The 18,844-nt window shown below is 66.9% G+C and carries 18 protein-coding genes; 9 read left to right on the forward strand and 9 right to left on the reverse strand.

Annotated elements, in window-relative coordinates:
• Positions 1 to 4: 4 nt before the first annotated feature.
• The 3 genes from ACWDUN_RS11515 to lfrA are packed head-to-tail and all read left to right on the forward strand — an operon-like array spanning position 5 to position 3,037.
• Positions 5 to 853 (forward strand): RDD family protein, encoded by an 849-nt coding sequence (locus tag ACWDUN_RS11515; RefSeq protein WP_449928555.1) that lies wholly within the window; start codon positions 5 to 7, stop codon positions 851 to 853.
• A 52-nt stretch (positions 854 to 905) separates the two neighbouring features.
• On the forward strand, positions 906 to 1,475 hold the full coding sequence (locus ACWDUN_RS11520) for a TetR/AcrR family transcriptional regulator (RefSeq protein ID WP_449928557.1): 570 nt from the start codon (positions 906 to 908) through the stop codon (positions 1,473 to 1,475).
• 8 nt (positions 1,476 to 1,483) lie between these two features.
• The gene (gene lfrA / locus ACWDUN_RS11525) at positions 1,484 to 3,037 is read left to right on the forward strand and encodes an efflux MFS transporter LfrA (protein WP_449928559.1); all 1,554 of its coding nucleotides are present in this window, start codon (positions 1,484 to 1,486) and stop codon (positions 3,035 to 3,037) included.
• Here lfrA and ACWDUN_RS11530 read toward each other — a convergent pair.
• The 3 genes from ACWDUN_RS11530 to ACWDUN_RS11540 all read right to left on the reverse strand — a co-directional run bounded on the left by ACWDUN_RS11530 (position 2,985) and on the right by ACWDUN_RS11540 (position 6,602).
• Positions 2,985 to 3,431 carry an anthrone oxygenase family protein gene (locus tag ACWDUN_RS11530; protein ID WP_449928561.1) on the reverse strand — a complete coding sequence of 149 codons (447 nt, stop codon included), beginning with the start codon at positions 3,429 to 3,431 and terminating at the stop codon, positions 2,985 to 2,987. The two genes, lfrA and ACWDUN_RS11530, sit on opposite strands and share 53 nt — an antisense overlap.
• A gap of 54 nt (positions 3,432 to 3,485) precedes the next feature.
• The gene (locus ACWDUN_RS11535) at positions 3,486 to 4,784 is read right to left on the reverse strand and encodes a hypothetical protein (RefSeq protein ID WP_449928563.1); all 1,299 of its coding nucleotides are present in this window, start codon (positions 4,782 to 4,784) and stop codon (positions 3,486 to 3,488) included.
• Between the two features lie 504 nt (positions 4,785 to 5,288).
• Positions 5,289 to 6,602: a carotenoid oxygenase family protein gene (locus ACWDUN_RS11540; protein ID WP_449928565.1), complete on the reverse strand. Its 1,314-nt coding sequence runs from the start codon at positions 6,600 to 6,602 to the stop codon at positions 5,289 to 5,291.
• 58 nt (positions 6,603 to 6,660) lie between these two features.
• On the opposite strand from ACWDUN_RS11540, the gene ACWDUN_RS11545 reads away from it, so the two are divergent.
• From ACWDUN_RS11545 to mftM, 6 genes are all read left to right on the forward strand, one after another.
• Entirely contained in the window at positions 6,661 to 7,194 is a 534-nt protein-coding gene (locus tag ACWDUN_RS11545; protein WP_449928567.1) for a PadR family transcriptional regulator, read from the forward strand.
• A gap of 64 nt (positions 7,195 to 7,258) precedes the next feature.
• On the forward strand, positions 7,259 to 7,879 hold the full coding sequence (locus ACWDUN_RS11550) for a PadR family transcriptional regulator (RefSeq protein WP_449928569.1): 621 nt from the start codon (positions 7,259 to 7,261) through the stop codon (positions 7,877 to 7,879).
• Positions 7,880 to 7,899: 20 nt separating this feature from the next.
• On the forward strand, positions 7,900 to 8,577 hold the full coding sequence (locus tag ACWDUN_RS11555) for a hypothetical protein (protein WP_449928571.1): 678 nt from the start codon (positions 7,900 to 7,902) through the stop codon (positions 8,575 to 8,577).
• A gap of 2 nt (positions 8,578 to 8,579) precedes the next feature.
• Positions 8,580 to 9,314 carry a class I SAM-dependent methyltransferase gene (locus ACWDUN_RS11560; protein ID WP_449928573.1) on the forward strand — a complete coding sequence of 245 codons (735 nt, stop codon included), beginning with the start codon at positions 8,580 to 8,582 and terminating at the stop codon, positions 9,312 to 9,314.
• 10 nt (positions 9,315 to 9,324) lie between these two features.
• Complete coding sequence (locus ACWDUN_RS11565; RefSeq protein ID WP_449928575.1) at positions 9,325 to 10,806, forward strand: glutamate--cysteine ligase; 1,482 nt, start codon at positions 9,325 to 9,327, stop codon at positions 10,804 to 10,806.
• Positions 10,807 to 10,884: 78 nt separating this feature from the next.
• Positions 10,885 to 11,760: a mycofactocin oligosaccharide methyltransferase MftM gene (gene mftM / locus ACWDUN_RS11570; RefSeq protein ID WP_449928577.1), complete on the forward strand. Its 876-nt coding sequence runs from the start codon at positions 10,885 to 10,887 to the stop codon at positions 11,758 to 11,760.
• Here the strand turns inward: mftM and ACWDUN_RS11575 are convergent.
• The 6 genes from ACWDUN_RS11575 to mdo form a co-directional block, all read right to left on the reverse strand.
• Positions 11,757 to 12,404 carry a MadR family response regulator transcription factor gene (locus ACWDUN_RS11575; RefSeq protein WP_449928579.1) on the reverse strand — a complete coding sequence of 216 codons (648 nt, stop codon included), beginning with the start codon at positions 12,402 to 12,404 and terminating at the stop codon, positions 11,757 to 11,759. The genes mftM and ACWDUN_RS11575 overlap by 4 nt on opposite strands.
• Positions 12,401 to 13,744 carry a MadS family sensor histidine kinase gene (locus tag ACWDUN_RS11580; RefSeq protein WP_449928581.1) on the reverse strand — a complete coding sequence of 448 codons (1,344 nt, stop codon included), beginning with the start codon at positions 13,742 to 13,744 and terminating at the stop codon, positions 12,401 to 12,403. Before ACWDUN_RS11580 ends, ACWDUN_RS11575 begins: the two co-directional genes overlap by 4 nt.
• Positions 13,741 to 14,916, reverse strand: a complete 1,176-nt coding sequence (locus ACWDUN_RS11585) for an iron-containing alcohol dehydrogenase (protein ID WP_449928834.1) — start codon at positions 14,914 to 14,916, stop codon at positions 13,741 to 13,743. The genes ACWDUN_RS11580 and ACWDUN_RS11585 overlap by 4 nt, the downstream gene beginning before the upstream one ends.
• Before the next feature lie 133 nt (positions 14,917 to 15,049).
• Positions 15,050 to 16,543: a MadC family VWA domain-containing protein gene (gene madC, locus ACWDUN_RS11590; protein WP_449928583.1), complete on the reverse strand. Its 1,494-nt coding sequence runs from the start codon at positions 16,541 to 16,543 to the stop codon at positions 15,050 to 15,052.
• Positions 16,540 to 17,499, reverse strand: coding sequence for an AAA family ATPase (locus ACWDUN_RS11595; RefSeq protein WP_449928585.1), 960 nt, complete (start codon positions 17,497 to 17,499; stop codon positions 16,540 to 16,542). Before ACWDUN_RS11595 ends, madC begins: the two co-directional genes overlap by 4 nt.
• A 70-nt stretch (positions 17,500 to 17,569) precedes the next feature.
• Positions 17,570 to 18,841: an NDMA-dependent methanol dehydrogenase gene (gene mdo / locus ACWDUN_RS11600; RefSeq protein ID WP_449928587.1), complete on the reverse strand. Its 1,272-nt coding sequence runs from the start codon at positions 18,839 to 18,841 to the stop codon at positions 17,570 to 17,572.
• Positions 18,842 to 18,844: the final 3 nt, after the last annotated feature.

Below are 18,844 nucleotides of genomic sequence, written 5' to 3' on the forward strand. Positions count from 1 at the left end.
AGGCATGGTTCCCCAGCCGGCCCATTCGCCCGACAGCATCGTGACCGGCGACGCCGTGGCACTCGAGATATCGATTGCCCAGCTGCCGGTGCGCGCCGCCGCGGCCCTGATCGACATCACGGTGATGGGTTTCGGCTACGCCATCCTGGCCATGTTGTGGGCACTGACGCTGTCCGATGTCGATCCGGCGCTGTCGGCCGCGGTGCTGATCATCTTCCTGGTGCTGGTGCTCGTCGGGTACCCGGCGATCTTCGAAACCGCCTCGGGTGGCCGATCACTGGGCAAGATGGCGCTGGGCCTGCGGGTTGTCTCCGACGACGGCGGGCCGGAACGATTGCGCCAGGCCGTCTTTCGCGCGCTGTCCAGCGTGATCGAGATCTGGATGCTGACCGGCGGACCCGCCGTGATCTGCAGCATGATCTCGCCGAAGGGCAAGCGCATCGGTGATGTGTTCGCCGGGACCGTCGTCATCAGCGAGCGGGTACCGCGCCTGAGTCCGCCACCGCCGATGCCGCCGGGTTTGGCGTGGTGGGCCGCGACGCTTCAGCTGTCGGGGCTGGGCGCCGAGCAGGCGAACATGGCACGACAGTTCCTCACGCGCGCATGGCAGCTGCAACCGCAGCTGCGTGCCGAGATGGGCGCGCGCATCCTCGCCGAGGTGGCGGCCCGTATCGCACCGCCGCCCCCACCCGGCGCCCCGCCCGAGCAGGTGCTGGCGGCGGTGCTGGCCGAGCGACACCACCGCGAGTTGGCCCGCCTGCAGGGCCCGGGGTTCGGCCCGGCGGCCCCGCCACCGGTTCCGGGCCCGACCATGGCGCCGCCACCGAACGGCGGGTTCTCTCCGCCGAGCTAGCGAATGAGACATCGATGTCCCATTTTGGGATATTTGTGCTAGCTTTAGCGTCATGAGTGTCCACGACTTCGCCGAATCCGGTGTGCGTCACCGCACCCGGCGTGCGATCGTCGAGGCCGCCATCGGGGTGATCACCGACAATCCGACGGCTCCGCTGAGTGATATCGCCGAGGCCGCCGGCGTCGGGCGCAGCACCCTGCACCGGTACTTTCCCGAGCGCATCGACCTGCTGCGCGCAGTGGCCCTGCAGGTGCACGCGGCCAGCAATGCCGCCATCGAGGCCGCCGATCCGACCAGCGGACCGACCGTCTCGGCCCTGCGCCGAGTGGTGGAGAGTCAACTCGATCTCGGACCGATCATGCAGTACGTCTACACCGAACCGCTGATCCAGTCCGACCGGGAGTTTGCGGCCTTTCTCGACACCGGCGATGAGGTGATCGCCGAAATACTCTCCCGCGCGACGCCGGATCGGCCCGAATATCCCCCAGGATGGGCTCGCCGCGTCTTCTGGGCGCTCCTGCTGACCGGCTACTCCGCGGTGCGTGACGACGGGCTCCCCCGCCACCTGGTCGTCGACGCCATCATGAACAGCCTCACCGAAGGCACCATCTCTTCCCGCTAAGGAAACCCATGACCACCCCCTCCGATGCGACGGCATCGGTGACCCCCTCCACCGCCACACCTCGCCGCGCCTGGCTGGCCCTGGCCGTCCTGACGTTGCCGGTGATGCTGATCGCCATCGACAACACCGTGCTGGCGTTCGCGCTGCCGGCAATCGCCGAGGATTTCCGCCCGCCGGCGTCCACACAGCTGTGGATCGTCGACGTGTACTCCCTGGTGCTGGCTGCGCTGCTCGTCGCCATGGGCAGCATCGGCGACCGGATCGGCCGGCGGCGCCTGCTGCTGATCGGTGGCGCCGGCTTCGCCGTGGTGTCCGCCGCTGCCGCGTTCGCTCCCAGCGCCGAGATGCTGGTGCTCGCCCGCGCCGTTCTCGGGTTCTTCGGCGCGATGCTGATGCCTTCGACGCTGTCGCTGATCCGCAACATCTTCACCGAGGCCTCCGCGCGGCGGCTCGCCATCGCCATCTGGGCCTCCTGTTTCACCGCCGGCTCGACGCTGGGTCCGATCGTCGGTGGCGCACTGCTGGAGCATTTCCACTGGGGCGCGGTCTTTCTGATCGCGGTGCCGATTCTGTTGCCGTTGTTGATCCTGGCCCCCAAGCTCGTCCCCGAGTCCAAGGATCCCCATCCGGGTCCGCTGGATCCGATCAGCGTGGCGCTGTCCTTCGTGGCCATGCTGCCGTTCGTGTGGGCAATCAAGACCGCCGCCCACGACGGTCTCACGGCCGTGGTGGCGGCCGCGTTCGCACTCGGGATCGCGGCAGGTGTGCTGTTCGTCAGGCGTCAGACCCGCAGTGCCACACCGATGCTCGACATGGCACTGTTCCGCTCGGGGCCGTTCACATCCTCGATCCTGGCCAATTTCCTGTCGATCGTCGGGCTCATCGGCTTCATCTTCTTCGTGTCCCAGCACCTGCAGCTGGTACTCGGCCTCAGCCCGCTGATGGCGGGACTGGTGACGCTGCCGGGCGCGGTACTGTCGATGATCGCCGGCATCTCGGTGGTCAAGGCCGCCAAACACTTCTCACCGCAGGCGTTGATCGTGTTCGGGTTGGTGTTCGTCGCCGCGGGCTTCATCATGATCCTGTTGTTCCGGCACGACCTGTCGGTGACGGCGGTCATCGTGTCGTTCCTGGTGCTCGAGCTCGGCGTCGGCGTCTCGCAGACGATCTCCAACGACACCATCGTCGCGTCGGTGCCCGCGGCGAAAGCCGGTGCGGCGTCGGCGGTTTCCGAAACCGCCTACGAGCTGGGCGCGGTGGTGGGCGCGGCCACGCTGGGAACGATCTTCACCGCGTTCTACCGCGCCAATGTCGAGGTTCCCGCGGGTCTGACACCGGCTCAGGCCGGCGATGCCGCCGAGAGCATCGGCGGAGCCACCTCGGTGGCCGCCGAACTGCCCCCGGCCACCGCGGAGAAGCTGCTCGAATCGGCGCACACCGCGTTCGATTCGGGCATCGCCCCGACCGCGTCGATCGCCGCGGTGCTCGCGCTGACGGCGGCCGTCGTCGTCATCGCGGCATTCCGGCGATCACCAGCACCGCTGCACCCAGCAGGGCACTGACCGTTCGGACGTGATTCCACGCACTCCACGGACCGAGGTAGGACGGCCAGTCCAGTCCGGCTTCGAGCCGGTTGTTCAAGGGCACGTTGAAGGCGATGGTGACGATCACCGGTAGCAGCGCGAGCGCCGCGCCGATGATGACGTAGGGCTCGCCGGCGACGGCCGCCATGATGCCGAGCACCACGGCCAGCACCCCCGTGCCGAGAAACAGCACCAGAAAAGGCGCATTGGCCTGCGCCTCGGCGTTGATGCCGCGCATCGCGGTGGCGGCTTCGACCGGGTCGGTGCGGTTCAGCCCGCGCATCACGAACGTCGAGAACGCGTAGAAAAGACCACCGACGGCCGCGCTGGCGATGGCGGTGACGATGGTCAGGACGAACACAGGGTCGGTCATACAAAGAGTCTCCCCCGCCGATACCGGCGGGGGAGACTGCTTTTCGACGTTCGATCAGGCCGCGGCGCGCGAACCCGAGTCGGACGAGCCGGAGTCGGAGTCCGAACCGGAATCGGTCTTCTTGGAGTCCGATTCGCCTGCGCCGGACTTGCTGTCGTCCGAGCTGTCCTGCTTGGCGTCGTCCTTGGTGTCGTCCTTGGTGTCGTCCTTGGTGTCGTCCTTGGTGTCGGTGTCGTCCTTGTCGGACTCGTCGGTCGTGTCCTCGGACTCGGTCTCGTCCTCGGATCCGGTGCCCGTCTCCGTGCCCGTCTCCGGCTCCTCGGCGACCGGCTCCTCGGCGACGGGCTCCTCGACAACCGGCTCCTCGGCGACGGGCTCCTCGGCGGCGGGCTCCTCGGCGATTGGCTCTTGCGCGGCGGGCACCTCGACCGGCTCCTCGGTGTCGCTGACCGGTGCGGCCACCGGCGCACCGCCGCCACCCGGCGTCTCAACACCCGGGACGGAGATGGTGACCGTATCGGCGGCCACCTTGGGAACCGACGACACCTCGGCGGTCAGGGCCACCGGTGTGGTCTGACCGGCCTTGAGCGCGTTGACGATCACTCCGCGGATGTACGGCACGGTCTGGACCATGAAGTCGCTGATGTGGGTGATCGCGTTCAGCAGCACATCGGCCACGCCGTTCTGGAGGGCGTTGATGACGTTGATCGGGTTCAGCGTCCCGATCGACTGGACCACCGACTCGGTGACGGAGATGAGGTTCTGCAGCACCGGCGTGGTGCCCACCGGGAATCCGATGCCGATGAAGGTTTGCGCGAACGCCACGGTGAGCGCGAGCCCGGATTCAAAAGCCGCCGCGACCAATTCCTGGCCCACCGCGAAAGGCCGCTCAAGTGCCGCTTGCAGCGGCACGCTGACTCCAGTGATGAAGTTGAGAATCGGGTTCAGGCCGCTGGCGACCAGGCTGTCGATCGCACCGTTGATATCGCCCGTGCGCAAAATGGCCCCGGCGGCTTCCAGTGCTGCCGGCAGCCCCTGGACCAACTCGGTGAGTGCGGCGCCACCGTTGTTGACGGCGGCCAGCACCTGCTGGACGGTGTACTGCTGGTTGGCGAAGATCTGGCGCAGAATCGGGAACGGATCCGCGAACTCGGCCTGCAGCGTCTCCCTGATCAGATCGCCGGCGGCGTTGACCACCGGGGCGAAGACGGTGATCGGGTTGTCGATGGAGGCAGTCAGGTTCACGGCGGGCAGGTGCAGATCTGCGCGCGGCGCGATCGGCGCCACCGCGATCACGCTGGCCCCCACTAGTGCGACACCGACCGTGACATACGGCTTCATCGTCATTTGCATGGACATTCTTCTTTGCCATCCCTTCACACGGATCCCCCGGACGCGTGAGAACTTACCGGCAAGTAAGTTGACGTCAAGCGACATTTGTAAAGTTGCAGACACTGACACTTTGCGCGAATGGACACATTGCGTGTTCGTAACATTGCTGGTGACGGTGATTTTTTAGCTTGCGGAAAACCACAGCAAACTCTTCTGGTAGCGATCGCAACTATCGATCCCGCAACGGTACTAATTGCACGCTCAACATTGCGCAACGCAAGTAACGAATTTGCCGGACGTTGTTACCGACCGGTACTGACCTGCGTGATCCGACCCACAAGCACCGTGTTGAGTGGTTTACACCACTTACGCCGGTGTAAATCGCCGTTCTGCGCTGAATGGACACTCGGCATGTTCCGTTGGGTGATCACAGCAACGCGAACCCGGGCCGCGGCGGCGGTAGCCCACCCCGCCGCCGGCGGCCGGCGGACGCGAATCACTCATCTCAGATAGTGGGAGGCGCCCTCAGGCGCCGATCCAGTTCCCGTGGAATCCGAACGGCACCCGCTGCGGTAGCGCGATCGTCGCGACGGGGTCACCCGCGAAGTCCGAGGCGTCGAGGATGACGAGATCGCTGCCGTCGCGCACCGGGTCGTACACGTAGCTGATGTACCAACCGTTGCTCTCATCGGCCGGTCCCGCGCCCGGCACGAACACCGCCTCGCCGGACACCCCCGCACCGAACGAATGCGTGACGGCCGCGCCGGTGGACAGATCGTGACGTACCAACTCGGTATCGCCCACGGCCACCGAATAGCGCGCCGGCAATCCGGCCAGGCGATCGTCGATCCGCGGGAACTCCACGGCACGGTCGTCGAGCTGACGCTCGGACACCGCGCCGCCGCTCAGGTCGATGCGCCACTCCCACATCACCGCGCTCTCGGCGAAGCCACCATCGTTGCGCCACAGCTCCGGATACCGGGCCGCCTGCAGCACAATCGAATTCGCTTCCTCGAAGGCATTGGCCACATGGAAGACATAGCAGGGATCGATATCGAACCAGCGGATAGCACCGAAGGGGTCGTCGCGACGCATCACGCCCAACCTGGCGCCGTACTCATCGTTCCACCGGTAGGGCATGTCACCGTCGCCACCGATGGCCACGTTCAGGTCGAACACGACGGGCAGGTCCATGAAGACGATGTGGTCGGCCGTCATCGCGAAATCGTGCATCATCGTCAAGGCCTTGACGTCCACCGGCCGATTGATGACCAACTCCCCCGCCGCATCGACGCGGTGATAGGTGACATGCGGGGCGAAGATGCTGCCGTAGCCGAAGAAATGCATCTCGCCGGAGGTCGGGCAGATTTTCGGGTGCGCGGTCATCGAATTGGTGAGTTTGCCACCGAAGTCGTAGGCGCCCAACGTTTCCAGTTCGTTGCTCACTTGGTACGGCAGCGACGATTCGACCAGCGCCAGTGTCTTGCCGGCGTGGTTCACCACGTGGGTGTTGGCCACGGCGGCGCGCAGATTGCGCGTGCCGTCGGCGTTGTAGAGCGGGAAGTCCTTGATGAAGCTGTCGGTGCGTACCCAGCGGTTGCGATACCACTTGGCGGCACCGTTCTCGATGCGGACACCGTGGATCATGCCGTCACCGGTGAACCAGTGCCCGGTGGGTTGCCGCGGGTTGGGGCCGTTGCGCAGGTACCAACCGTCCAGTTCCGGAGGTATCGCGCCCTGGACGGGCAGGTTGTATTCGGTCAGTTCGTCGGCGACGGGTGCGTAGTTGTCACGGCGGAAGAAGTCGCCGGTGGCGGGCAGAGCGGAGGTCGTGGTCATGACTCCACCATCACATTCCACTACTGACATGTCAAGAGTGAAATGTAGGATGATCGCCATGAGTTTGCGGATGGCGGCACTCGGGCTGTTGGCACAACACCCAGGCAGCGGATACGACCTGCTCCGACGCTTCGAGATATCGATGGCCAACGTCTGGCCTGCCACCCAGAGCCAGCTCTACGGCGAACTGAACCGACTGGCCGACCATGGGCTCATCGAGGTGGCCGAGATCGGACCACGGGGCCGCAAGGTGTATCGCGCCACCGAGGCCGGCCGCGCCGAACTGCTGCGCTGGGTCACCAACCCGCAGGACGACCCACCCCTGCGCAGCACCGAACTGCTGCGCATCTTCCTGCTCACCGAACTGCCCCGCGCGGACGCGATCGCCTACGTCCGCTCACTCGCCGAGCACGCCGAATCGGAACTGGTTCGCCTCACAACTCTGCGTGACAGCCTGACCTGCGGGGACAGCGACGCCGATTTCTACGGGATGGCCGCCCTGCAGTACGGACTGCGCGTCGAGAGCATGCGCGCGGACTGGGCACGCTGGCTGGAATCCGCCATCGCGAACAGGGACGTTGCATCGCGATAGTTTCCGATATATCGTCAACGTATCGAAACGCATTCTGCGTTTCCCTACCGATGAGGAAACACCCATGAACTTCCCCTTCACACCACCCAATCCCGGCTTCGGCTTCGCGCGACGCGAGTTCCGCGATCACATGCGCGCGCACGCCGGCGGACCGCAGGGACCCTTCGGCACCGGTCCCGGTTTCGGCTTCGGTCCCGGTTTCGGCTTCGGGCCGGGACCCCGCGGCGGTCATCGCGGACGTGGCGGGCGTGGACGGCGCGGCGATGTCCGCGCCGCGATCCTCGTCCTGCTCAGCGAGCGACCCATGCACGGATACGAGATGACCCAGGAAATCGCCTCGCGCAGCAACGATCTGTGGAAGCCGAGCCCCGGTTCGGTGTACCCCACACTGCAACTGCTGGTCGACGAGGGGTTGATCGTGCCCACCGAGAGTGCCGGCAGCAAGAAGACCTTCGAACTCACCGATGACGGCCGCGCCGCCGCCGCCAACATCGAGACACCGCCCTGGGAGCAGATCGCCGGCGACGTCGACCCGAACACGGTCAACCTGCGTGCCGCACTGGGTCAGCTCTTCGGCGCGGTCGCACAGTCGGCGCATGCCGCCGGCGAAGAACAGCAGCAGCGCATCCTCGACGTCATCAACAACGCACGTCGCGAGGTCTACCAGATCTTGAGCGAGGAGTGACTCGCTAGCATCGGGTCACGATGAACACCAACACCCTCGTCAACTACCTGGTGCCTGTCGTAGTGGCGATCCTCACCGCGGCCGGTGGCGTCGTCGGCGTCACCTTCCGCGATGCGGATGCCTACGACCGCCGCCGCGGAATGTGGCTGTGGATGTTGGTGATCGCGACGGGCATCGTGACGATGGCGGCAATGGAGACGGCTTCCGGTATCGGCAGGCCGATACCGGCCGCGGGCCTGACGGTGTCGGCCTGCGCCGCAGCGATCGGCACCCACTTCCTGTGGCGTCGCCTCGTTCCCGATTCCGAACCCCGCACCGTCCGGTTGGCGCGGATCGCCATCGGTCTGGCCGTCGCGGTGATCATCTCGGCGGTGACACTGACCTACGTGGCGGGCCAGGGCTGTCGACAGGCCGAGCCGCTGCTGACGACGGCCTGGGTCGAATCCGGCTATGCACAGCCGGGAATGCCCGGCCAGGGCCCGACTCCGGGCGAGGTTGCGGACTGGGCCGAGCGGATCCATGCCGACGCCGACAAGGTGACCGCAGGTGGCGTGCGATCCCAAGCGCAGCGGCTGGCCGGCATCGCCGATGAGATCGCCGCCGCGGCCGCCGACAATGACTGGGCGCGGCAAGCCCTGATCAGCACCGAGTATTTCGACGTACTGGGAACGCTTTTCAAGGAATGCAGGCCCAGCTAGTCATGTCCGAGATCAACAGCATGCCGCGCGGTGGTCCCGAAGCATCGTGTCTGGACCGGCTGCTGTGGACCGACCGCACCGAGTTTCTGGACCGCAGTGATGTCGATTCGGCGGTCAAGCGCAGCGTGGTCGACGCGTTGGACTGGACCGGGCGGGTGTTCGGCCACCACGAACAATTCGCCCACATCGCACTCGAAGAAGTCGCCGAAGTCCCCGATCCACGGATCCTCGAACTCGGCGCCGGACACGGCGCACTGTCGGCGAAGCTGCTCGAATCCCATCCGAGTGCCCATGTCACGGTGACCGACATCGAGGCCGACTCCGTGGCCGCGATGCTCGCCGGCCCGCTGGGCGAGCACCCGCGCGCACTGGTGCGTCCCATGGACGCCACCGCCATCGACGCCGCCGAACAGCAGTTCGCGCTGGCGGTTTTCGCGATGTCCTTTCACCATCTTCCCCCGGCCGCGGCCGCGGCGGTCCTGGCCGAGGGCACCCGGGTGGCCGGCAAGCTCCTGATCATCGACCTACCCCGGCCGCCGGCGCCGCTGCACATGCTGCGATTGGCCGGCATGCTGCCGTTGGCGCCGTTCATCCCGTTCGTGCACGACGGTCTCATCAGTTCGTTGCGCAGCTACAGCCCGTCGGCCCTGCGCGCATTGGCCGACCACGCCGGCGTCGACATCGAGTTGCGCAGCAGTCTGTTCGGTCCGCAGGTCGCGGTGGTCACCCGACGCTAGTCTCGACGCTGTGGGCGAAGAGGTTTCCCGTACGGAGTTCAGCCGCGCACAGCGCCGCGAGTACCGGCGCAAGGTCCAGCTGTGCCTGGACGTATTCGAGACGATGCTGTCGCAGTCCAGTTTCGAATTCGACCGCCCGCTGACCGGGATGGAGATCGAGTGCAACCTGGTCGACGACGATTACCAACCCGCGTTGCGTAACCGCGAGGTGCTCGCCGCCATCGCCGACCCGGCCTATCAGACGGAACTGGGCGCCTACAACATCGAATTCAATGTGCCGCCACGGCCGCTGCCCGGTCAGTCCGCCCTGGATCTGGAAGCCGAGGTCCGGGCCAGCCTGAACGCGGCCGAGGCCAAGGCCAATGCCCATGGCGCCCATATCGTCATGATCGGCATCCTGCCGACGCTGCTGCCCGAACATCTGCAGTCGGACTGGATGAGTGACTCGACCCGGTACCAGGCGCTCAACGATTCCATCTTCACCGCCCGAGGTGAGGACATCGACATCGACATCACCGGCCCCGAACGGCTGTGCCTGCAATCGGCCGATATCGCTCCCGAATCCGCGTGCACCAGCATGCAACTGCATCTGCAGGTGTCCCCGGCCGACTTCGCCAAGAACTGGAATGCCGCCCAGGTGCTGGCCGGACCGCAGTTGGCGGTCGGCGCCAACTCGCCGTACTTCTTCGGCCACGAACTGTGGGCCGAGACCCGCATCGAACTCTTCGGCCAGGCCACCGATACCCGTGCCGACGAGCTCAAAACCCAGGGCGTCCGCCCGCGGGTGTGGTTCGGCGAGCGGTGGATCACCTCGATCTTCGATCTGTTCGAGGAGAACGTGCGGTACTTTCCGGCGCTGCTGCCCGAACTGTCCGACGAGGACCCGGTGGCCGAACTGGCCGCCGGACGCACCCCGGCGCTGGCCGAACTCCGATTGCACAACGGCACCATCTACCGCTGGAACCGCCCGGTGTACGACGTGGTCGACGGTCGACCGCACCTGCGAGTCGAGAACCGGGTGCTGCCGGCCGGTCCCACCGTGATCGACATGCTGGCCAACTCCGCGTTCTACTACGGGACACTGCGCGCACTCACCGACGAGGACCGGCCGCTGTGGACGAAGATGAGTTTTGCCGCGGCACAACACAATTTTTTCGCTGCCGCCCGCCGCGGAATGGACGCCCGGCTGTACTGGCCCGGCCTGGGCGAGGTGACACCGGACGAACTGGTCCTGCGGGAACTGTTGCCGCTCGCCCACGAGGGGCTGCGCCGCTGGGGCGTCGCCGCCGATGTGCGGGACCGTTTCCTGGGTGTCATCGAGGGTCGCGCCAAGAGCGGTCGCAACGGCGCGGTATGGCAGACTGCCACGGTGCACGCCCTGCAGGAACGTGGTCTGCCACGTCCGGCCGCACTGGCCGAGATGCTGCGACTGTACTGCGAGTCCATGCACACCAACGCACCCGTGCACACCTGGGAGACACCCAGCGCGTGACAACTGGCCGATCGGGTAGTCAATTCCGCCCGGTCGACCCGGGCGGAGCCGGCGAGATGACGAATAGCGTTGTCCAGCATGACGGTTACCCTGCTCGGACCCGCGCGGGTGGATCCTCTGGCACCTGCGCCCGCCGACTCATGGAACGGCAACGGTGTGCGGGTACGGCGGCGCCGCGGGCCGCATATCGCACATCCTCCGATGATCTGCATGTCACGGTTCTGCGTCCACCGCGACGGTGACATGCTGACCGTCGAGCACGATCTGACGCCCGAGGAACTGTCCGATGGGCTTGCCGTGCTGCTCACCGACCAACTCGGCCGCAGCGGAGTACTGCACGGTCAGGCCGACTTCGAGTCGGTGTTCACCGGAATCGTGCGCTCGACCGTGCCGGGCGGCCTGGACGCCTGGGTCCGCTTCTACCGGAACTCACTGCACGCCCTGGAGTCCGGCCGCGCCGAGTTCTCGCCCGTTCACCAGCGCGCCGGTGAACTGGTCACCGGTGATCGCATCCTCGACCTGGGATCCTGCTTCGGCTTCTTCCCGCTGCGCATGCGCCGGTTCGGATACCAGGTGACCGCCACCGATCTGAGTGCGCCCACCATGGGCCTGCTCGACCGCGTCGGCCCGGTGCTGGACCGACCGGTGCACACACTGGTATGTGACGCCGCCCGGGTTCCGTTGCCGGACAGGGTTGCCGACACGGTGACGGCGCTGCACCTGTTGGAACACCTGCCGCCCGACGCGGGTGCGGCCGTGCTCGACGAGGCAATGCGACTGGCCCGGCGACGGGTCGTCGTGGCGGTGCCCTATGAGGACGAACCCCAGGCGTGTTACGGACACGTGCGCCGTTTCGACACCGCGGCCCTGCAGGATCTCGCCGCACGGCATTCGGGCCTGCGCGCCAGGACCTTCGAGCATCACGGCGGTTGGCTGGTGCTGGACCGGCCCTAGATCAGCCCGCGCTTGCTCGCCGCGTACACCGCCTCGGCGCGGCGACTGACCTCGAGTTTGCGCATGATGTTGCTGACGTGGAACTTCGCGGTGGTGGCCGAGATGAACAGCGTCTCACCGATCTTGGCGTTGGACAGACCCGTGGCGAGCAGGCGCAACACCTCGATCTCGCGGTCGGTGAGTTGTTCTCGCGGCTCGCTCCGACCGTTGAGTGAACGCACCACCGCCGCCGCACTGCGGGAATCGAAGGCGCTGTCGCCGACCGATATCGCCCGGATGGCCCGGACCAGTTCGGTGGTGTCGACGTCCTTGACGACGTAGCCGCGGGCACCGGCGTGCACCGCGCGTACCACCAGATCCTCGTCGAGGAAGGTGGTGAGCACCAGCAGGCCCAGGTCCGGGTGAGCCGCGGAAAGCTTGCTGCACAGCGACAGTCCCTCGAAATCCGATCCCGCCGAGAGTTTGAGGTCCAGCAGCACGACGTCGGGATGCACCGCGTTCACCATGGCCTCGGCCTCCGGTTCGGAGGAGGCCTCCCCGACGACGATCAGATCGTCCTCACGCTCCAGCAGCGACCTCAGCCCCTGGCGCAGGATGGCGTGGTCGTCGACCAGCGCCAGCCGGATCACCCGTGTCAACGTCATCGAAGGCTCCCTTCCCGGGGAATGGTGGCGACCACGCGGACACCACCGATGCGGGACCGTTGCACGGCAAAGGATCCGCCGTGTTCGCGGCACCGGGCCAGCATGTTGGCCAACCCCCGATGGTGGCCGTCGACATCGGCCGCGTCGGCCATCCGCAGCATCAGGCGCAGCTTCTCCGGATCACCGACACCGTCGTCCGAGATGGAAAGGGCCACGGCGTCGGTGCGGTAGCGCAGGCGCACGATGGCGCGGGTGGCGCCTCCGTGCATGGCCGTGTTGAACAGCGCCTCGCCGGCCACCCGCAGCAGCGCATGCTCGGTGGCACTGGGCAATTCGGCCACCGGGCCCTCCACCTTCAGCACGACCCGTAGGTCCTCGGGCATGTGCACGGTGGCCAGCTGTTGCAGCAGCTCCGGCAGCGTGGAGCGGCCGGCATCCTCGGGATGGTTCAGCGCGTAGATCGCCGAGCGCAGCTGCTCGGTGGCCGACCGGGTCAGGGTCTTGGCGATGTCGAGCCGTTCGACCAGGTCATCGGAGCCACCTCGGGATCCGATCTCACTGCGGCACACCTCGATCTGCATCCCGGCCGACAGCACCGTCTGGGTCACGCTGTCGTGCAGTTCGCGGGCGATGCGGTGGCGCTCGTTGTCGAGCACCTGATGCCGCTGTGCCGCGCCGAGTTCGCGCTGGGTGGCCAGCAGCTCGGCGTTGCGGGCCTCGGACTGGGCCAGCAGCGCCTGTGAACGTTGGAACAGTTCACAGTTGTGCAGCGCGACCGCGGTCTGGCTGGACAGGATGCGCATCACCGTCTCGTCGGTGCCGTCGAGCGTCCGGTGGTTGGGCGTCCACGCGGCGAACGCACCGATCACTCCGCCGTCGAGTTCGATCGGCACATGCGCGTGGTGCGGCTCGATGACCGGTAACCGGAACTGCGCGAGCTGACCACGCAGAATGTCGTTGAGCCGGTTGAGGACTGCGTCCGGAAGGTGGGGCACCGGATGCTTGGCTCCCGACAGTCCCTCGAAGGAGTACGCGTGCCCGTTCGCATCGAGGATGAGGTGGCGTGGCCGCGCCTCGGGCAGCGCACCGTCGGCCAGTGCCAGCAGCACCCAGTCCGCCCCGAGGTGTACGCGCGCCGCCTCGGCGACGGCCCGCACCAGCTTCTCCGGGCCGTTGACGGTCTGCACCAGCGCCCGTGAGATGGCGTCCAGCGCCGCGATCACCCGTTCGGTGCGCTGCGCGGCGACCCGGAACTCGGGATAGAACGTCGGCTTACCGGAGCGCACCCCGGTGAGCCGCTCCAGATCGGGCGCCGGCCGCCGCAGCGGCTGCGCCTTCATAGCGCGGACCGGAACAGTGCCCGCAGTTGCGCCTCGTCCGCGGCCCGCGGGTTGGTGGTGATGCACGCGTCGGCCATCGCATTGTGCGCCAGCACCGCCACATCCTCTTCGCGCACACCGAGTTCGGACAACCCTCGCGGTACCCCGACCTGACGAGCCAGTTCCTGCAGACGGTCGGCAAGGGCGAGAGCGGATTCCAGCTCGGGGGCCCGCTTGTCGGCGATGCCCAGACAGGTCGCGATCGTCGCGAACGGCGCCGGGTCCGCCTCGGCGTTGAACCGCACCACATGGGGTAGCAACACGCCGTTGATCACCCCGTGTGGCAGGTCGAGCAACCCGCCGACCTGGTGGCTCATCGCATGCGCGGCACCGAGGATGGCGTTGGTGAATGCCAGCCCGGCCTCCAGCGCCGCCTGCGCCATCAACACCCGGGCACCCATCTCTTTGGGCTGTTCGATGGTGGTGACCAGGTTTTCGGTCACCATCACCACCGATCGCAACGCGTGATGGTCGGTGAGCTGATTGTGCCCCAGGGACACGAAGGCCTCGATCCCGTGCGTCAGCGCATCCAGACCCGTTGCGGCGTTCAACCATTCAGGCATGGTGGTCAGTAGGCGTGGGTCGATGACGGTGATATCGGGGACCAGCGCCCGGCCCAGGATGGTGACCTTGGTGTTGCGGGTGGTGTCGGTGACGATGCAGAACTGCGAGACGTCGGCGCCGGTTCCCGACGTCGACGGCAACACCACCAGCGGCGGGATCGGCATGGTCGCCTTGTCGACGCCGGCGTATTCCAGGATGTCACCGCCGTTGGCCGACAGGATGGCGATGCCCTTGGCGGCATCGATGACCGATCCGCCGCCGAGGGCGATCAACACGTCACAGCCGTTCGACCGGTAGAACTCGTGTCCGGCCGTGATCTCGTGATCCTTGGGGTTGGGGGTCAGCGCACTCCACACATGGGCCCCGACGCCCTGGGCGCGCAGGTGGCCGACGAGTTCGTCGACCCACCCGGCCTCGATCAGGCCGGGATCGGTGACCAGCAGCGGACGCATGCCGCCCAGCCGCAGGGCGGCGTGCGCCGCTTCGGCCATCGAATCGATGCCGAACACGATCTCGGGCGCATGGAATTTCAGCAGCCGGGTCGGCACCTGGTTGGCCGGTCCCGTCATCTCCGCCTGCGCTGTCACCGCGCACACTCCCTGCTGTGTGATCCACCTAACACCGCCAGCCTACGTGGTCGACCGGCCGCGACCAATCTGCAGGTGGGCAGGTCATCACCTACCCGATCGGGTAGGTGGCAGGTCAGCTCAGCGCGTGCGCGAGTTCGCCGGCACGGGCGGTCAACTGCTCGGCATCACTGGCCACCACGACGTGGTCGCACACCGCAGCGTAGTCAGGCATCGCACAGGTCGCCTGCCGCCAGTAGCGCTGCGGTTCCGGGGTCACCCAGGCCATCCGGTGCACCCGGCGGCGCAGCGCGCGCAACCGATCCACCCCGGACGGCAGCCCACCACTGCGCCCGTCACCGACGATCAGCACGGCGGTGCGTGAGTCCAGTGCATCGGCCTGTCCGCGCAGCATCTCGTCGAACACCTGCCCGTAATCGCTGCTCGCCTGCAGATCGAGTTGTCCCTCTGCCAGCACCGCGGCCAGCGCGTCGTCGCCGCCGGCCCGCACCAGGATCTCGGTGACGTCCACGGGCCGGTCCACGAAGGCCATCACCCGGCAGCGATGGGCCCGCCGGTGCATCGCCTGGGCCAACCGCAGCGTGAACGCCGTGACGGGGCGGACCGACAGGGAGACGTCGGCGATCACCAGCAGCCGAACCCGGTCGGGCAGCGGGGTCTTGGTGATCAGATGAAACGGCACGCCGTTGGTGCGCATACTGGACCGCACCGTTCGGCGCATGTCCAGCCGCCCTCGTCCTCGTTCGCGTGGCCGCGGGCGCGGCGCACCCCGCATACGACGCAGCACCTCGTGGCAGGCCAGGTCGATATCGGTGCCCAACCCGACCTCCCCGGCGGGGTCGGGGTCGTCCGACTCGGCGGACAGGCCGCTGCGCTGCGCCAGCGCCGCGACGAACCCCTCGACCGCATCGGTCAGCTGCTGGAGTTGCTCGGCGGTCAGCGGCTCACCGGCGTCGCTGCCGTAGGTGTGTGCCGGGTCGTAGGCGTCCAGCCAGGCCAGGATCGAATCGGGGTCATCGAAGCTCAACGTTCCCGCGACCACGGGCGTCACCGAATCGGCGAGCTGACCGGCCATCACCGAAGCCGCCCGATCCACCTCGACGGTATAGCGCATTCCCCGCCGACCACCATCGGCCTCGGCCGATACCGACAACTGGTCATCGGCGCCGGTCACGCTGAAGTCGTCGTCGTCCTTGTGCGGGTTGAAACCCTTGTTCGCCTCCGGGGTATCGAAGTGATCGCCGACCTCGGCGGCGCGCTCGTTGTATTCGGCGTACCGCCCGATCTCGGCATCCTCGTCGATGTCGAGGTGGTCGGGCAGGCCCGAGCCGGTGTGTGCACGGCTCGGGCCCGCCACCTGATCGTGGTGTCCGACCACGACGGCGCCGAACATGGCGTCGAAGGCCCGGTCGAAACCTCGTTGCTCCCGGCCGTATTTGGCGCAGGTCGCGCGCAGCGCCGCCCGCAGGGCGGTCCTGTCCGCGGCGCCGAGCAGGCCAAGCACCCGACGCACCTCGATCACCTCGGCCGGTGAGGCCGCCACCCCGGCGCGGCGCAGCAGTTGCCCGAACATCGCCGCGGCGACGTCGAGGATCTGCGACGGTGTCACTTCCTGCCGCCCCTGCCCCGGAATGCCGAGGTGGTCGTGTTGGCCGGTCTCGACGCCACCGTCACCCGCTCCGGACTCTCCGACCGTACTGCAGCAGAGGGTTTTTCGTCGAGATGACGCAATGCGATATCGCGATCACCGGTGAACTTCACCAGGGCCGACAGCAGCGTGCGATCAGCACCGACATGGCCCAGCAGCGCTGCCGCGCGTGCCGCGTCGATCACCTCGGAGATCGACGGGCTCTTGCGCAACGGCAGTTCCCGCAGCGTCCGCGCGAACTCGACGACATCGGCCACCACGGCGGGCTCGACCTGCGGGGCCCGGACTCCGACGATCTCCCGCTCCCGCTCCGGGGTCGGGAATCCCAGATGGTAGTGCAGGCAACGACGCTTGAGCGCCGCCGACAGTTCCCGGGTGTCGTTGGAGGTCAACACAACCCACGGTACCGAGCGCGCGGTGAAGGTCCCGATCTCGGGGATAGTCACCTGACGTTCGGCGAGCACCTCGAGCAGCAATGCCTCCAGGGCCTCCTCGGTGCGGTCCACCTCGTCGATCAGCAACACCACCGGTTGCTCGGACAGCACCGCCTCCAGCAGCGGCCGCACCAACAGGAATTCCTCGCCGTAGACATCACCACCGTTACCCATCTGGACGTGCAGCAACTGTTTGGCGTAATCCCATTCGTAGAGCACGCGGTTGTCGTCGAGACCTTCGTAGCACTGCAGCCGGATCAACCGTCGGTCGCCGGCCGCGGCCAGCGCCTTGGCCAGTTCGGTCTTGCCGACACCGGCCGGACCCTCCAACAGCAGGGGGCGGTCCAAGGCCGTGGCCAGGTGTACCACCGTGGCCAGGTCGTCGTCGATGACATAGTCCTGCGCGCGTAACGCGTCGGCGAGTTCGGTTGCGGTGCGCAACGATGACGGATTCTCACGCGTGGGTAGTGATGCGGTGGTCACGGCAGCCTCCCGGATGGGGTGGCACGGCAGGGGCGGACCGAGGTGGGGGTGCCCCTGCCGTGGCACCAGATCAATAGGTCGAGTTGATGGCGTGTCCGACGACCGGGATCATCGACTCGACGGTGACCTCGCGGGGGTTGCCGGGTGTGCACCAGTCGTCCTGAATGTGCTCGGAGATGGCCAGCACCGTCTTGTCGTCACCCAGAATCTGCTCACCGCGCCCGGAGTACTTGCCGGTGTTCATCCGGTTCTTGTCGTAGGAGTCGGTGCGGACCTGGCTGAAGTTATCCGGGATACCGACGTCCTGGGACAGCCGGATGGCGGCCTCGACGGCGGCGTCGGCGGCCTGCACGGTGGTCATGTTGCGGGTGTCCACCCCCATGGCGGTGGCCAGCTGTGCATAGCGCTCATAGCGTGCGGGCAGGTTGTACTCCCACACGCGGGGCAGCGCGATCGCGTTGTTGAGCCCGTGGTGGCTGTCGAAGAACGCGCTGACCGCATGGCTGATCGAGTGCACGATGCCCAGGCCGCCGGAGTTGAAGGCCTGACCGGCGATGTACTGCGCGTTCATCATGCCTTCGCGGGCCTTCAGGTTGCGCGGCTCGAAAACCGCCTCGCGCAGGTTCTTGGCGACCAGTTCCACCGAGTACAAGGCATTTCCGAGCGACGGCGCGAAGTCCAGCCTGGACACGAACGGCTCACTGCCGTGGGCCAGGACGTCGAAACCGCAGTAGGCGGTGAAGTGCTGCGGGCAGGTGTAGTACAGCAGCGGGTCGTCGATGGCCAGGGTGACGATGGTCGCCTCGTCGAAGCCGACCCACTTGTGCGGATGATCCATATCGGAGGTGTCGGTGATGACGTAGGCCCACGAGGTCTCCGAACCCGTTCCCGCCGTGGTGGACACGGCGATGTGCGGCGGATTCTCCTTGTTGGTGGACTTGGCGAAGCCCTCGAACTCGTTGATGTTGCGGCCGTCGTGGGCGATCACGACGCGTGCGCCCTTGGCGGCGTCATGGCTGGAGCCACCGCCGATGGAGATGATGCTGTCGCATTTCTCCTGCTGGTACAGCGCGGCGGCCTCCATGACGTTGTAGTCCTTGGGGTTGGACTCCACCTTGTCGTAGAGCACGACCTCGACGCCCTGGTACTCGATCTTGCCGGTGAGTTCCTCGATGATGCCCGACCCGCGCAGACCGGTGGTCATCAGCAGGGTGCGCTTGAAACCCAGGTTCTTGGCTTCCACACCGATGATGTCGTGGGCGCCCACCCCCATCAGGGCGCGGGGGAAGGGGTGGAACTCCTTGATCGGAAAGTCCCAAATCTGGTTCAGCTCAATGGCCATCGA

This window comes from Mycobacterium sp. NPDC003323 (assembly GCF_053589535.1).